Origin of the sequence: Sphingomonas rubra (assembly GCF_900115745.1) — a bacterium.
Lineage (GTDB): Bacteria > Pseudomonadota > Alphaproteobacteria > Sphingomonadales > Sphingomonadaceae > Sphingomonas > Sphingomonas rubra.
Map to the genome: position 1 here is coordinate 106736 of NZ_FOXP01000011.1, position 14453 is coordinate 121188.

15 protein-coding genes and 2 riboswitches are annotated in these 14453 nt (G+C 71.7%); of the genes, 11 read left to right on the top strand and 4 right to left on the bottom strand.

The genetic code is table 11. The features are described from left to right. Window positions 1–58: 58 nt before the first annotated feature. Window positions 59–164: riboswitch (glycine riboswitch) on the bottom strand. 1 nt (window position 165) lies between these two features. After that, window positions 166–255, bottom strand: a riboswitch (glycine riboswitch). 137 nt (window positions 256–392) lie between these two features. Beyond that, window positions 393–1028, bottom strand: coding sequence for a hypothetical protein (locus tag BM145_RS13795; RefSeq protein ID WP_245739351.1), 636 nt, complete (start codon window positions 1026–1028; stop codon window positions 393–395). A gap of 87 nt (window positions 1029–1115) precedes the next feature. Here BM145_RS13795 and ispH point away from each other — a divergent pair, with 87 nt between their 5' ends. Genes ispH through rnhA form a run of 3 tightly spaced genes read left to right on the top strand, consistent with a single transcriptional unit; the run spans window position 1116 to window position 3482 of the window. Continuing rightward, a complete protein-coding gene (gene ispH / locus BM145_RS13800; RefSeq protein ID WP_093334318.1) occupies window positions 1116–2087 on the top strand; it encodes a 4-hydroxy-3-methylbut-2-enyl diphosphate reductase in 972 nt (323 codons plus the stop codon). A gap of 10 nt (window positions 2088–2097) precedes the next feature. After that, complete coding sequence (gene thrB / locus BM145_RS13805; RefSeq protein WP_093334242.1) at window positions 2098–3045, top strand: homoserine kinase; 948 nt, start codon at window positions 2098–2100, stop codon at window positions 3043–3045. Beyond that, window positions 3042–3482 (top strand): ribonuclease HI, encoded by a 441-nt coding sequence (gene rnhA, locus BM145_RS13810; protein ID WP_093334243.1) that lies wholly within the window; start codon window positions 3042–3044, stop codon window positions 3480–3482. Before thrB ends, rnhA begins: the two co-directional genes overlap by 4 nt. A gap of 190 nt (window positions 3483–3672) precedes the next feature. On the opposite strand, the gene BM145_RS13815 is transcribed toward rnhA, so the two are convergent. The 3 genes from BM145_RS13815 to BM145_RS13825 form a co-directional block, all read right to left on the bottom strand. Further along, the gene (locus BM145_RS13815) at window positions 3673–4749 is read right to left on the bottom strand and encodes a YihY/virulence factor BrkB family protein (RefSeq protein ID WP_093334244.1); all 1077 of its coding nucleotides are present in this window, start codon (window positions 4747–4749) and stop codon (window positions 3673–3675) included. 73 nt (window positions 4750–4822) lie between these two features. Beyond that, entirely contained in the window at window positions 4823–5887 is a 1065-nt protein-coding gene (locus BM145_RS13820) for an NAD(P)/FAD-dependent oxidoreductase (RefSeq protein WP_093334245.1), read from the bottom strand. Window positions 5888–5897: 10 nt separating this feature from the next. Continuing rightward, window positions 5898–6812, bottom strand: coding sequence for an alpha/beta fold hydrolase (locus tag BM145_RS13825; RefSeq protein WP_093334246.1), 915 nt, complete (start codon window positions 6810–6812; stop codon window positions 5898–5900). A gap of 49 nt (window positions 6813–6861) precedes the next feature. On the opposite strand from BM145_RS13825, the gene BM145_RS13830 reads away from it, so the two are divergent. The 8 genes from BM145_RS13830 (at window position 6862) to BM145_RS13865 (ending at window position 14374) form a co-directional block, all read left to right on the top strand. Continuing rightward, on the top strand, window positions 6862–7329 hold the full coding sequence (locus BM145_RS13830; protein ID WP_093334319.1) for an A24 family peptidase: 468 nt from the start codon (window positions 6862–6864) through the stop codon (window positions 7327–7329). A gap of 49 nt (window positions 7330–7378) precedes the next feature. Further along, the gene (gene cpaB, locus BM145_RS13835) at window positions 7379–8398 is read left to right on the top strand and encodes a Flp pilus assembly protein CpaB (protein ID WP_093334247.1); all 1020 of its coding nucleotides are present in this window, start codon (window positions 7379–7381) and stop codon (window positions 8396–8398) included. Window position 8399: 1 nt separating this feature from the next. Continuing rightward, window positions 8400–10025 (top strand): type II and III secretion system protein family protein, encoded by a 1626-nt coding sequence (locus tag BM145_RS13840; protein ID WP_093334248.1) that lies wholly within the window; start codon window positions 8400–8402, stop codon window positions 10023–10025. A gap of 34 nt (window positions 10026–10059) precedes the next feature. Then, a complete protein-coding gene (locus tag BM145_RS13845; protein WP_093334249.1) occupies window positions 10060–10710 on the top strand; it encodes a CpaD family pilus assembly protein in 651 nt (216 codons plus the stop codon). 1 nt (window position 10711) lies between these two features. Beyond that, on the top strand, window positions 10712–11980 hold the full coding sequence (locus BM145_RS13850; RefSeq protein ID WP_093334250.1) for a CpaE/TadZ family protein: 1269 nt from the start codon (window positions 10712–10714) through the stop codon (window positions 11978–11980). A 4-nt stretch (window positions 11981–11984) separates the two neighbouring features. Beyond that, a complete protein-coding gene (locus tag BM145_RS13855; protein ID WP_093334251.1) occupies window positions 11985–12950 on the top strand; it encodes a type II secretion system F family protein in 966 nt (321 codons plus the stop codon). Window positions 12951–12962: 12 nt separating this feature from the next. Then, on the top strand, window positions 12963–13958 hold the full coding sequence (locus BM145_RS13860; protein WP_177200218.1) for a type II secretion system F family protein: 996 nt from the start codon (window positions 12963–12965) through the stop codon (window positions 13956–13958). A gap of 86 nt (window positions 13959–14044) precedes the next feature. Continuing rightward, entirely contained in the window at window positions 14045–14374 is a 330-nt protein-coding gene (locus BM145_RS13865; RefSeq protein WP_093334253.1) for a hypothetical protein, read from the top strand. Window positions 14375–14453 lie beyond the last annotated feature (79 nt).

The window sequence follows — 14453 nt, forward strand, 5'->3', positions numbered from 1 at the left end:
TCAAGCAGGGGCACTCCGCACAAAGGGCGTCGGCGGCGGGCAAACACCCGCGTTCGACCGGACCCCCTCTGTCACGGAACCTGAGAGCTTTCACGCGGGGGAACCCCGCGCTTACCCCTTCGGTGGCTCGCCCTTTGCAAGACGAACGCTTTCCAGAGTGTCGTGCATCCCCGCGCGGTCCCTGGTGCCTGAGAGATTCCGGGGCGGTTGCTCCTTCGGCGGCTGCTGAAAGCAGCGCTCTCCCGCACGGGGCATCGACAGGGGCGCTCTGGCCAACGGGCGGAGCGAAGTCAATCGCCTCTTCGTCGTGCCGGGCCTGTCCCGGCATCCAGGGTTACCAAGTGCGACGCTGCTTGGCTCTGGATGCCGGGACGGGCCCGGCATGACGGGTGTCACCGCGTCGCGTTGTACCGCAGCTGCGCGTCGTTGAGCTGGAAGCCGACCAGCGCCTCGAAGCTCGCCTTGGCCACCGCCGCGCGGACCTCGGGCTGGCTCAGCGGGTCGACCGCGGCGTCCTCGTCGCCGGCCTTGCGGCGGCGGGTCAGGCGGTCGCGGATCTCCGGCGGCAGCGTCGCCTCGGCGCGCGACACGGTGGTCGTGGCGGTGGCGGTCGTCTGCGCGCGCGGTTGCCCCGCGTCGAAGTGGAGCGATACGGTGCCGACCTGCTTGGCGGCCACGGTGCTGCCGCCGCGGACCACCGCGATGAAATACGGCAACTGCACGTCGCGCGCCGCCTCGTAGCGGACCCGGCGCGCCTGCACGACGAAGGTGACGGTGGTGCCGATATCGGCGCCGGTGTCGTCGCAGGTGCCGCGCACCTGCGTCATGTTGGCGACCAGGTCGATCGCGGTCTCCGCCTGGCTGGTCGGCGGATCGAACAGCGTCATGTCGCCGGTACCCGCGGGCACGCCGACGATCGGGCAGGCGGAGCGGACCGCGCTGACGCCGCCGGTGGCGTCGAGTTCGCCGGTCTTCGCGCAGGCGGCGAGCGTCAGGGCGGCGGCGAGGAGGGGCAGAACAAGCTTCACGGGGCGGGGACCTTCGATCCGGGGACGCATTCGCCGCCATAGGAACCGGGTTGGAGCCGTGCAAGCAATCGCGTAGAGATGCCGCCCATGTCCGCTTCCGCGTCCCCGTCTTCGGCGAAGCCGCCGCTCAACCTCCTGATCGCCGCGCCGCGCGGCTTCTGCGCGGGCGTCGACCGCGCCATCCGCATCGTCGAGCTGGCGATCGAGAAGCACGGCGCGCCCGTCTACGTCCGGCACGAGATCGTCCACAACAAGTTCGTGGTCGACACGCTGAAGGCGCAGGGCGCGGTGTTCGTCGAGGAGCTGGACCAAGTGCCCGACGGCAAGCCGGTCGTCTTCTCCGCGCACGGCGTACCCAAGTCGGTGCCGGCCGCGGCGAGAGGTCGCGGGCTCGACTATCTCGACGCCACCTGTCCGCTCGTCTCCAAGGTCCACCGCCAGGCGGAACGGCTGGTGGCGGCGGGGCGGCACATCATCTTCGTCGGCCACGCCGGCCATCCGGAGGTGATCGGCACCTTTGGCCAGGTACCCGCGGGCGCGATGACGCTGATCGAGACGGAGGCGGACGCGGAAGTCTTCCAGCCCGCCGATCCCGCCAACCTCGCCTTCCTGACGCAGACGACGCTGTCGGTGGACGACACCGCCGCGATCGTCGCGGTGTTGCAGCGCCGCTTCCCGCTGATGCAGGCGCCGCGCGGCGAGGACATCTGCTACGCCACCTCCAACCGACAGGCGGCGGTGAAGGCGATCGCCGCGCAATGCGACGCGATGCTGGTGATCGGCGCGCCCAACTCGTCCAATTCGGTCCGCCTGGTCGAGGTGGCCGAGCGCGAGGGCAGGCGCGCGATGCTGATCCAGCGCGCGGCCGACCTCGACTGGACGTTCCTCGACGGCGTGGCGACGCTGGGCATCACCGCCGGCGCCTCCGCGCCCGAGCTGCTGGTGCGCGAACTGGTCACCCTGCTCGCCACCCGCTTCGCCGTCACCGAGCGCGAGGAGGAGACCACGCGCGAGACGATCGCGTTCAAGCTGCCGCGCGGCCTCGACGCCGTCGCCTGAGGCCGGGCCGATGGCGGTCTACACCCACGTCTCGGCCGAGGCGCTCGCCGCCTTCCTGTTGCGCTTCGACGTCGGCGAGCTGGTGTCGGTCAAGGGCATCGCCGAGGGGGTCGAGAACTCCAACTATTTCGTCGAGACCACGGCCGCGCGCTTCGTGCTGACGCTGTACGAGAAGCGGGTGGCGGCGGGCGACCTGCCCTTCTTCCTCGACCTGCTCGACCATGTCGCCGCGCGCGGCGTGGCGGCGCCGCCGGCGGTGGCCGATCGCGAGGGCCGCGTGATCCACGAGCTGGAGGGCCGCCCCGCCTGCCTGATCCGCTTCCTGCCCGGCGTGTCGGTCAGCCACCCGACCCCTGCCCAGGCGCGCGCGGCCGGCGCGGCGCTGGGCGGGTTGCACCGCGCGCTCGCCGATTTCGCCGGCGCCCGGCCGAACGATCTTGGGCTGGACGCCTGGGCGCCGCTACTCGCCCGGTGCGGCGACGCGCTCGACGGGATCGAGCCGGGCCTGCACGCGGAACTCGGCCGCGCGCTGGCCGCGGTGACGGCGGCATGGCCGCAGGGCGGCGATCGCGGCGTGATCCACGCGGACCTGTTCCCCGACAACGTGCTGATGCTCGGCGACCGGGTGACGGGGCTGATCGACTTCTACTTCGCCTGCACCGACCTGCGCCTGTACGACCTGGCGGTCACCCACACCGCCTGGTGCTTCGACGCACATGGAGAGCGGTTCGACACGGGCGTCGGCGACGCGCTACTGGCCGGCTATGCCGAATCGTACGGGCTCACCGACGACGACCGCGCCGCCCTGCCCGTGCTGGCGCGCGGCGCCTGCATCCGCTTCGCGCTGACCCGCGGCTGGGACTGGCTCAACACGCCCGCCGACGCGCTGGTGACGCGCAAGGACCCGCTCGCCTATGTCCGGCGGCTCCATCATTACGAACGCGAGAACCTGTTTTGAACACCGTTGAAATCGCCACCGACGGCGCGTGCAAGGGCAATCCGGGCCCCGGCGGATGGGGCGCGCTGATCCGCTTCGGCGAGGCGGAGAAGGAACTATCCGGCGGCGAGCGCCAGACCACCAACAACCGCATGGAACTGACCGCCGCGATCGAGGCGCTGAACGCCCTCACCCGCCCCTGCGCGGTGACGCTGTCGACCGACAGCCGCTACGTGATGGACGGCCTGACCAAGTGGATCCACGGCTGGCGCAAGAACGGCTGGAAGACCGCCGATCGCAAGCCCGTGAAGAACGCCGAACTGTGGCAGGCGCTGGTCGCCGCCGCCGACCGGCACCAGGTCCAGTGGAAATGGGTCAAGGGCCATGCCGGCCACCCCGACAACGAGCGCGCCGACAAACTGGCGAGCGACGCCGCGCTGGCGGCGGGGCGGGGGTAGCGACCTTCCGGTCCTTCCGTGCAAGGGGATGGAAGCAAAACCTTTGCTCCCGTCCAGCTCCCCGGCGAAGGCCGGGGCCCAGTTGGGCGACAATTTGGGCTAGTTGCGAACTTTCCCCACCTGGGCCCCGGCCTTCGCCGGGGAAGGGGAAGGGAGTTTCGCAACGATCCCTCGCAGAGGTGGCCGAACGCTACCGCCGCCGTCCCCCCAGCCACGCCAGCGCCCCCGCCCCTGCCAGCAGCGCCACGCCCAACGGCGAGCGTCGGCGCAGCCGCGCGAGGCCGCTGCCGGCGAGTGCCGCGACGCCCCAGCCGACCGGTGCCCCGCCCAATCGCGCACCCGCCTTCACCGGCATCGCCGCCGCCATCGCGCCCGGATCGGCCGGCGGCGTGCCGGGCAGCGGCGCCGGCCCCCAGCTCGGCCGGCTCGGCAAGGTCAGGCAGGCATCCAGCTCGCCGCCCAGCAGGAACGCGTAGGCCGACAGCCACAGCCAGGTCAGCAGCACGATCACCGCGCTGAGTGCGCCATAGGTCGCGCCGTAGCTGCCGAAATTGCTGGCGTAGACGCCGAACCCCGCCGTGCCCCCCAGCCACAGGCTGCTCGCCAACACCGGCGCGGGCGCCAACCAGCGGAAGCGGTGCGCCTCCTGCGGCGGCGCGAAGCGGTAGAGCGCCGCCACCGCCGTCACCACCACCAGCCACAGCGCAGCGAAGCTGGCGACGCGGACCAGCGCCAGCACGGCGCCGGGCGCGCCGGCCAGCCATCGCTCCACCGTCGCGGTGGCGGTGACCACGCTGACCGCGGCGAACACCAGCACCACCGCCGCCGCGACCATCGCCAGCGACAGCAGCGTCAGCCGCACGAAACCGCGCTCCTCGCGCTGGCCGTAGGCGATGCCGAGGGCGGTCACCATCGCCCCCGCCCCCTTGGTCGCGCCGTACAGCGCAATGCCGATCGCCACCAGCAGGCCGACGCCCTTCTTGCCGTCGGAGGTGGAAACCACCGTCTCCAGCTGGTCGCCGACCGACGCCGCCGCGTCGGCGGGCAGCACCGCGAACAGCGCGCGGATGTTGGCGGTCACCGTTTCCGGCGTCGCGATCAGGCCGTACAGCAGCACCGTCGCCGCCAGCATCGGCACGATGGAGGCAAAGGCGTAGAAGGCGACGCCCGCCGCGACCAGGCCGACATTGTTGTCCCCCGCCGCCGCCCAGGTCCGCCGCAGCACCGCGACCCATTCCCGGCCGCTTCGCCGCCACTCGTCGAACACGCACTTCCCCTTTGTCGTCTCGCCCTCCCAAGCGGCGGCGGCGCGCGATGGTTCCGGCCCAACTTGCCCCCGATCAGCGAAGTCGCGAGGCCGCGTACCGCGCCGGGTCGACGCCGGGCAGGTCGGGCATGCGGCCGAGCAGCAGCGCGGCGGCCAGCCTGGCGGCGGCGGGTGCGGTCTGGATGCCGAAGCCGCCCTGCCCCGCGCACCAGAAGAAACCGGGCGCGCCCCAGCCGTACACCGGCAGCCGGTCGGGCGCGAAGCTGCGCAGCCCCGCCCAGCGCCGCTCCACCGCCTCGACCCGCCAGTCGACCGCCTGCTCCAGCCGGTCGATCGCGACGGCGACGTCCAACTCCTCCGGCGCGGCGTCGCACGGATCGCTCGGCGTCTCGTCGTGCGGCGACAGCCACAGCCGCCCGCCCGCCTCCGGCTTACAATAGAAACGGCCGGCCAGGTCGATGACGTGCGGCAGGTCGGCGGGCACCGGCGGGTCGACGCGCAGCTGCACCACCGTGCGGCGATAGGGGCGGATGCCGACCCCCGAGACGCCGCACGCCCGCGCCACCTCGTCCGCCCAGGCGCCCGCCGCGTCGACGATCACCGCCGCCTCAACCGCCCCCGCGGGCGTATCGATCCGCCACCGCCCGTCCCGCCGCTCGGCTGCGCGCAGGCGCGCGTCGACGAGCAACACCGCCCCGCCCGCCCGTGCGCGCGCCAGCGCGTCGGCGTGGAGGCCGGCCACGTCGATATAGGCGCAGCTCGGCTCCATCACCCCGATCATCCAGTCGGGGCGCAGGCCGAGCACGATCGCCGCGGGATCGACCTCGCGCAGGTCGACCGGGCTGCCCGCGAACTCGGCTAGCAACGCGTCGGCGAGCGGCCGGTCGCCCGCACGGCCGATGTGCAGCGAGCCGAGCGGCTGCAACCAGGGCGCGAGGCCCGCGTGGGACGCGGTGGTGAGTGGCTGCACGCCGGGGCCACCATAGGTTTCCGACCAGAAGGCGGCGGAGCGGCCGGTGGCGTGGCGGCCGGGCGCGTCCTCCGCCTCCAGCAGCGCGACGCTGGCATGGGGAGCCAATTCGGCGGCGAGCATTGCTCCGGCGATGCCCGCGCCGACGATGGCGACGTCCACCCTCACGCCGCCACCCTCACGCCGGCGCGTGCCGGTCTAGGAACGCGTCGATCAGCGCCAGTGCGTGGTTCCGCACGGGGTCGGCTTCGCGCAGAATCTCGTGCGCGGTGTCGCGGCCGAATCGGTGCAGCTCGCCGTGCGGCAGCCGCGCCGCGACGGCGCGGGCGGCGCGCGAGTCGACCAACCGGTCGTGGTCGGCGACCAGCAGCTGCACCGGCGTGGCGACGGCGGCGAGCCGCGGATCGGCGCGCAACGCCGCGGTGGCGGCGAACGCCTCGACGATCCACGCCCAGCTCGGCGGGCCGAGTCGCAGGGCCGAGCAGTGCTCGTACCACCAGCGCTCGTCGTCGAAGCGCGACGGGTCGTGGGTCAGGCGGCGCTGGCGGGCGCGCACCGCCCGCGCCACCGTCCGCTCCCGCCACGCCGCGCGGGCGAGGTCGCCGCGCCCGGCGATCAGCCGCGCGACGCCGCCGCCGATCCACGCGCCCAACGGGTTGCGCAGGCCCAGCATCGGCGCCACCAGCACCAGCGCGGCCGGGTCGATCGCTCCGCCGACGAGCGCCGCCAGCGCCAGATACCCGCCCGTCGAGTGCGCGACGACCACGCACGGCTCGCCGTCCCGCCGCCACTGCGCCCAGAAGGCGGCAAGGTCGCGGACCAGCACCGCGAAATCGTCGAGATGGCCGACATCGCCCGTCCCCGTCCGCCCCGATCCGCCCTGCCCGCGCCAGTCGAACGCCGCCACCGTCCAGCCGCGATCGTGCCATTCGTCCAGCGCCTCCAGATATTTCTCGATCGAATCGGCGCGGCCACCCAGGAACAGCAGCCGCCCCCGCCCCGCACCGGCCCGCTCAAAGCGGCGATGCGCCCAGCCGTCGGGGGCGGTCCAGGTCGACAGGGCGGCATCGGCGGGAAAGGAACGGCGCGGCACGCGCCCCGGTTACGGTTTCGAAAGCCTGTCCGTCTACATGCCGTTCACCATGGACGGGGAAATCCTTCGCGCCGCACTGGCGCTCACGCTCGGCGGCCTTCTGGTCTCGGCAGGGATCGAGGACGCACGCACGCGCGAGATCGCCGACGGCAAGAGCATCGCCATCGCGCTCGCCGCGCCACTCTGGTGGTGGGCGAACGGGATCAGCTGGTGGCCGGGCGTGCCAGTGCAGCTGCTGATCGGCGCCGGCACCTTCGCGGTCTTCGCGCTCGCCTTTCACGTCGGGATGATGGGCGGCGGTGACGTCAAGCTGCTCGCCGCGCTGTCGCTGTGGCTGCCGCTGGGCGGCTGGGCGTCGATGCTGGTGGCGATGTCGCTGGCGGGCGGCGTGGTGACCGCGGCGATGCTGGTCGAGCGGCGCTGGAAGGGCGGCGAGGTGGAGGTGCCGTACGGCGTCGCCATCGCCATCGCGGGCCTGCTCGCCCTTCGCGAACCGGTTCTTAACCAATTTGCGTGATGATTAACGCCGGATCAACCCCGGCGGCCTCGAAAGGCACTGCAAGAAGATGGACAGTCGCAAGCTCATTCTGCTGGTAGGGGCGCTGGTGGTAGCCGCCGTTACCGCCTTTTTCGCCCGCACGCTGGTCGCAGGCAGCGCCGCGCCCGAGGCGATGGCGGTGGCCGCGGCCCAGCCGGTAATCGACGGGCCCGAGGTGCTGGTCGCCACCCGCCCGCTGCCGGTCGGCACCATCCTCGACGCGTCGGCGCTGCGATTTCAGCCCTGGCCCAAGGAGCTGGTCGACGGCGCCTATTATCTGAAACAGTCGACCGACCTCCAGGCACTGCAGGGCACGGTGGTGCGCAACGCGATCACCGCCGGCCAGCCGGTCACGCAGGGCGCGCTGGTGCGGCCGGGCGATCGCGGCTTCCTGGCGGCGGCGCTCGGCCCCGGCATGCGCGCCGTCACCGTTCCGGTCACCGCGCAGGCGGCGGTCGGCGGCTTCGTGTTCCCGGGCGACCGCATCGACCTAGTGCTGACGCAGAGCATCGAGGGGGGCGAGGGCCCGCCGCTGCGCACGTCGGAAACGTTCCTGCGCAACGTCCGCGTGCTCGCCACCGACCAGCGCACCAACACCATGGACGGCGAGGACGGCAAGTCGGAGGTCAAGACCTTCTCCACCGTCACGTTGGAGGCAACGCCCAAGATGGCCGAGCAGATCGCCGTCGCGCAGACGGTGGGTACGCTGTCGCTGTCGCTCCGCTCCATCGCCGACAATGCCGGCGACCTGGAAGAGGCGATCGCGTCGGGCGCGATCAAGGTGCCGGGCGACGCCAAGGGCGAGCGCGAGATGCTGCTCCAGGTCGCCGGGCGACCGGTGGCGGGCGCTCCCACCTTCGTGACCGGGGCCGACGTGTCGCGCTTCCAGCGCCGCACCGTGCCGGTGACCCGCACGGCGGCACCGGCGTCCAGCATCGGCAGCCCCATGGGACCGACCACCGGCGCGCCCGCGGCGGCGCCGCTCGGCCCGGTGGTCCGCGTCGCGCGGGGCAACAACGTGACGGCCGTGCCCGTCGGGGGGAAGTAAGATGCGCATGTTCAGCCCGCTCGCCGCCACCGCCGGCCTCGCGCTGGCGCTGGCCGCCGCCGGTGCGATGCCGGTGGCGCCCGCCACCGCCCAATCTTCCAGTCAGCCGGGTACGGGGGGATCGCTGGTCCAGATCAACACCGGTCGCGGCCGGCTGGTGACGCTGGCGCGGCCGATGAGCGACCTGTTCGTCGCCGACGATTCGATCGCCGACGTCCAGGTCCGCTCGCCCACCCAACTCTACATCTTCGGCAAGAAGGCGGGCGAGACGACGATCTCCGCCACCGCCAAGGGCGGCCAGGTGGTGTTCGCCTCCACCGTCCGGGTCGGCAACAACCTCGACTCGATCGGCGGCATGCTGGGCCTCGCCATGCCCGACGCGAAGATCGTCGCGACCCCGATGAACGGCTTCGTCCTGCTCACCGGCACCGTGGCGGCGCCGGCCGACGCGGCGGAGGCCGAGCGGCTGGTCCAGGCGTTCGTCGGCGAGAATACCAAGGTGCTGTCGCGTCTGCGCACCGCCACCCCGCTCCAGGTCAACCTCCAGGTCCGCATCGCCGAGGTCAGCCGCTCGTTCGTCAAGAACATCGGGGTGAACCTGACCACCCGCGACAATGGCAATTTTCTTTTCGGACTCTCGCAAGGTCGCCAGGGCTCCATCGCCAGGACGCCGGGTACGCCGCCGGCGGGCTTCATCAACGGTGCTCCCGTCGACGCCAACGGCGCACCCATTGCGATTGGAGCCAACGGGCTCTTGCCCGGTCAGACCGCCTTCCAATTTCCCGCTCAGAACAACGGTGCCACCCTGATCGGTGCAGCCGGGCGCCTGCTCGGCGTCGACCTGCTCGGCTCGCTCGACCTCGGCGAGACCATCGGCCAGGTGACGACGCTCGCCAATCCGAACCTCACCTCGTTGTCGGGCGAGACGGCGACCTTCCTGGCCGGCGGCGAGATCCCGATCCCGATCGCCCAGACGCTCGGCACCGTCACCATCGAGTACAAGCAGTACGGCGTCAGCCTCGCTTACACCCCCACGGTGCTGGCCGACGGGCGCATCTCGCTGCGCGTCCGGCCGGAGGTGTCTCAGCTCACCAGCGCCGGCGCGGTCACGCTCAACAACTTCCAGGTCCCCGCCTTCACCACCCGGCGCGCGGAGACCACGGTGGAGCTCGGCTCCGGGCAGAGCCTGATGATCGGCGGCCTGTTGTCGAACAACACGCAGAACCAGATCCAGAAGGCACCCGGCCTGGGCGACCTGCCCGTGCTCGGCTCGCTCTTCCGTTCCAACGGATGGCAGCGCAACGAGACCGAGCTGGTCATCGTCATCACCCCGTATCTGGTGAAGCCCGCCGACCGGCCGGACCAGATCGCGCTGCCGACCGACGGCTATCAGAGCCCGACCGACATCGAGCGGGTGCTGCTCGGCAAGCTCTCCTCGGGCAACGCGGCCGAGCGGCGACCGGTGCCGACCATGGCACCGCCGACGACGCCACTCGCCCCCGTTCCCGCACACGGCCCAGGCACTCCGGCGGCGGCGCCCGCAGGCGCGTCCGCGCTGCGCCGCGAGCCGGCGATCGCACCGACCGGGGGTCGTCGGGGCGCCGCCGCGCCGGGCTTCTCCAACTGACATGACCCACGCAGACACGAAGGGGCGAGACACCATGACCAGAACCACGCGTCGCCGGGCGCTGCTGCCGATCGCCGCGATCGCGCCGGCGCTCGCCGCCGCCGGCTGCACCGGCGCCATCAATCGCGGGGTCGAGTCGGTTCACCAGCCCGTGGTCAGCCGCGCCGACTACACGATCGATCTCGCCACTGCCGGCGGCGACGTCGCCGCGGGCGAGCAGGCACGCCTGTCGGGCTGGCTCGACGGCCTGCGCCTTCGCTACGGCGATCGCATCTCGGTGGACGATCCCGCCCACGACGCGTCGGCGCAGAACCGCGTCGCGGCGATCGTCGCCGGTCGCGGGCTGCTGCTGGCGACAGCCGCGCCGGTCACGCCGGGCACCGTCGCGCCGGGCACGCTGCGCGTCGTGGTCAGCCGGATGAGCGCCTCGGTACCGGGCTGCCCGGACTGGTCGCGCGCCGCGGGCTCGTACGTCACCGCGGACGCGTCGTCCAACTACGGCTGCGCCACCAACACCAATCTCGCCGCGATGGTCGCCAATCCGGGCGACCTGATCCAGGGCGCCGACGGCTACGGCAACGATGCCGCGACCTCGTTCAAGGCGATCGACCTGTATCGCAAAGCGGTGCCGAGCGGCCAGGGCGGCGCCATCACCAAAACCGAGTCAACGTCGGGAGGAAGGTAAGATGAACGCTCCCTGGAAGCCCGGCGCCGCGCTGCGCGATCCGTTCGTCGCCTATGTCTGCGACGAGACCACCGGCGACACGATCCGGCCGATCGCCGCCGAGCTCGGCTGGTCGACCGACAAGGTGCACAAGGGCGGTCTGCGCAACGCGATCCAGTCGCTGTCGATCGCGGCCAGCCCGCACATCCTGTTCGTCGACCTCGCCGAATCGGGCGACCCGCTCAATGACATCAACGCGCTGGCCGAGGTGTGCGAGCCCGGCACGGTGGTGATCGCCGCCGGGCAGGTCAACGACGTGCGCCTGTACCGCGACCTAGTCGCCAGCGGCATCCAGGATTACCTGCTCAAGCCCCTCCATCCCGACATGGTGCGCGAGGCGCTGGCCCATGCGCAGGCGATGCTGAACGCGCCCAAGCCCGTCGAGGCCGTGTCGGAGCGGCCGCACTGCGCGGTCGCGGTGATTGGCACGCGCGGCGGCGTCGGCGCGTCCACGGTCGCGACGTCGCTGTCGTGGCTGCTGGCGGCGCGCGAGGGCCGGTCCACCGCGCTCCTCGACCTCGACGTGCATTTCGGCACCGGCGCCCTCGCGCTCGACCTGGAGCCGGGACGCGGCCTCACCGACGCGATCGAGAACCCCGGCCGCATCGACGGCCTGTTCATCGAGCGCGCGATGGTGAAGGCGTCGGAGAAGCTCGCCGTGCTGTCGGCGGAGGCCCCGATCAACCAGCCGCTGGTCACCGACGGTGCCGCCTTTCACCAGTTGCAGGGCGAGATGCGCGCCGCGTTCGAGTGCACGGTGGTCGATCTGCCGCGCGGCATGCTGGTCCAGCACCCGCATCTGATGGGCGACGTGCAGGTGGCGGTGATCGTCACGCAGCTGACGCTGGCGGCGGCGCGCGACACCATCCGCCTGCTCTCCTGGATGAAGACCAACGCGCCGCAGACACAGCTGCTGGTGGTCGCCAACGGCGTCTACACCAGCGGCCAGCCGGAGATCAGCCGCAAGGATTTCGAAGGCTCGATCGAGCGCAGGATCGACCATCTGGTGCCGTTCGACCAGAAACTCGCCGCCCAAGCCGCCAAGCTCGGCAAGCCGGTGGCGGAGGTCGGCAAGAACTCGAAGACGGTGACCCCGCTGGTCGACCTGCTGACCGCCGTCACCGGCGCGGCGGACGAGAGCGCGGGCGGCGACGCCGGCAAGACGGCGGGCAAGGCGTCGCTGATCGGCGGCCTGAAAGGGCTGATGACCAAGCGGCCGGCGAAGAAGTAGCACCATGCTGTCGATGCTCGTCCTGATGCTCGGCGCCGCGACCGTGCTGGCCATGGTCGTGCTCGCGCTGATGGGTCCGTCCGCCGAGCGCGCCGGCGCTCGCCGCGTCGCGGCGCTGCGCGATCGCCACGGTCCCGCCGACGTGATCGCCGACGCGCAGGCACGCCGCATCGCCGCGGTGCAGGCGACGCGCATGGACCTCGCCTTTGGCAAGGTGCTGCCCAATCGCGCGCAGCTCGCCAAGCGGCTGGCGATGACCGGCAAGAGCTGGACGGTCGGCAATTACGGCCTCGCCTCCGCCGGGCTGGCGGTGGGCGTGGCGCTGCTGCTGATGCTGCGCGGCGCGCCGCTGCTGTTGACGCTGTTCCTGGCGCTGATCGCGGGGCTCGGCCTGCCGCACCTCTATGTCGGCCGGCTGATCGGCAAGCGCATCAACGCCTTCACCGTCCGTTTTCCGGAGGCGATCGAGCTGCTGGTCCGGGGCCTGCGCTCCGGCCTGCCGATCAGCGAGACGATGGGCGTGGTCGGCGCCGAGATGAACGGCCCGGTCGGCGAGGAATTCCGCGGCGTCGCCGACAAGATGAAGATTGGCCGCACCATGGACGCCGCGCTGCAGGAAACCGCCGACCGGCTGGGCACGCCCGAGTTCCAGTTCTTCGTCATCACCATCGCCATCCAGCGCGAGACCGGCGGCAACCTGGCGGAAACGCTATCCAACCTGGCCGACGTGCTGCGCAAACGCGCGCAGATGAAGCTCAAGATCAAGGCCATGTCGTCGGAGGCCAAGGCATCCGCCTACATCCTGGGCGCGCTGCCCTTCGCGGTGACGATGCTGATCTACCTGACCGCGCCCGATTACGTCGGCAATTTCCTCACCGACCAGCGCCTGATGATCGCGGGGGGCGGCGGCCTGATCTGGATGTCGATCGGCGGCTTCGTAATGGCCAAGATGGTCAGCTTCGAGATCTAAAGGACCAACGGCATGGCTCCCACCCCCGGACCGACGCTGATGGGCGTCGACGTGACCTGGGCCGCGACGATCCTGTCGGGCGTCGCCGCCTTCGCGGTGATGGTCGCGATCTACGCCGCGACCAGCGTCCGCGACCCCATGACCAAGCGCGTCAAGGCGCTCAACGACCGGCGTGAGCAGCTGAAGGCGGGCATCAGCGCGTCGACCAAGCGCCGTGCCAAGCTGGTCCAGCGCAGCGACGCGACCGACCGGATGCGCGACTTCCTGTCGTCGGCCAAGATGCTGCAGGACAGCCAGGTCAAGGCCGCGCAGGTCAAGCTGGCGCAGGCCGGCATCCGCTCCAAGGATTGGGCGGTGGCGGTGATCTTCGGCCGGCTGGTGCTGCCGATCGTGTTCGGCGGCATCGCGCTCTTCTATGTCTACGGCACCGACGAGCTGGCCGACTGGTCGCCGCTCCAGCGCTACGCCGCCGTCGCGGCGACGTTCCTGCTGTCGTACAAGGCGCCAGACATCTTCCTGAAGAACAAGATCACCAAGCGCGCCGACGCGATCCGCAAGGGGCTGCCCGATGCCCTCGACCTGCTGGTGATCTGCGCGGAAGCCGGCCTCACCGTCGACGCCGCCTTCGGCCGCGTCGCGCGCGAGCTGGGCCGCGCCTATCCGGAGCTGGGCGAGGAGTTTTCGCTGACCGCGATCGAACTCGGCTTCCTTACCGACCGACGCCACGCCTTCGACAACCTCGCCTCCCGCGTCGCCCTCGAAGCCGTCCGGGGCGTGGTCACCACCATGATCCAGACGGAGAAATACGGCACGCCGCTGGCATCGGCGCTGCGCGTGCTCTCCGCCGAGTTCCGCAACGAGCGGATGATGCGCGCCGAGGAGAAGGCGGCGCGGCTGCCGGCAATCATGACGGTGCCGCTGATCCTGTTCATCCTGCCGCCGCTGTTCGTCGTCATCCTGGGTCCCGCCGCCTGCTCGATCAAGGACACGATGATGTCGGGCAACTGAGAACGCCCCTCTCCGCCGCCTCGCGTCGGGTCGTCGCAACCAGGCTCGCCGCCCGTCGTTGAGCCCCCGTAACAGGAGGCAGGGACATGACGATCACTCTCGCGGCGGTGCTGATATTGGTGCTGATCGGCGGTTGGTTGCTGGGACTGGCCAGCAGTTCGGGCGGACGCAAGTGGAAGGAACGCTACGCCGCCGAGCGCGCGGCGCATGCCACCTATCGCCGCGACGCCGACGCGCGGATCACCGCCGCCGATGCCCGCACCGCGGAGCTGGAGCGCGAGCACGCGCGCCTCGCCCAAGCGGCACCGGTGACCGCCTCCACCACCGCCCCACGCGCGACGGCCGCGGCCGCCGCGGCTCGCCCCGCCTACCCCGTCGGCGAGCGGCGCGGCTGGTTCGAGTTCAACCGCCGCTGAGACTCCTGCCGTTTACGGGGAGGCGGCAGCGCAAGAGCTTACGGAAGGGGGCGTGGCGAAGCACAGTGCCAACGGAAAG

Bases quoted from the DNA above. Each gene is read 5' to 3' on its own strand.
- ispH (WP_093334318.1), top strand. From the start codon at position 1,116: ATGTCCGCTTCCGCGTCCCCGTCTTCGGCGAAGCCGCCGCTCAACCTC.
- thrB (WP_093334242.1), top strand. From the start codon at position 2,098: ATGGCGGTCTACACCCACGTCTCGGCCGAGGCGCTCGCCGCCTTCCTG.
- BM145_RS13830 (WP_093334319.1), top strand. From the start codon at position 6,862: ATGGACGGGGAAATCCTTCGCGCCGCACTGGCGCTCACGCTCGGCGGC.
- cpaB (WP_093334247.1), top strand. From the start codon at position 7,379: ATGGACAGTCGCAAGCTCATTCTGCTGGTAGGGGCGCTGGTGGTAGCC.
- BM145_RS13840 (WP_093334248.1), top strand. From the start codon at position 8,400: ATGCGCATGTTCAGCCCGCTCGCCGCCACCGCCGGCCTCGCGCTGGCG.
- BM145_RS13845 (WP_093334249.1), top strand. From the start codon at position 10,060: ATGACCAGAACCACGCGTCGCCGGGCGCTGCTGCCGATCGCCGCGATC.
- BM145_RS13850 (WP_093334250.1), top strand. From the start codon at position 10,712: ATGAACGCTCCCTGGAAGCCCGGCGCCGCGCTGCGCGATCCGTTCGTC.
- BM145_RS13855 (WP_093334251.1), top strand. From the start codon at position 11,985: ATGCTGTCGATGCTCGTCCTGATGCTCGGCGCCGCGACCGTGCTGGCC.
- BM145_RS13860 (WP_177200218.1), top strand. From the start codon at position 12,963: ATGGCTCCCACCCCCGGACCGACGCTGATGGGCGTCGACGTGACCTGG.
- BM145_RS13865 (WP_093334253.1), top strand. From the start codon at position 14,045: ATGACGATCACTCTCGCGGCGGTGCTGATATTGGTGCTGATCGGCGGT.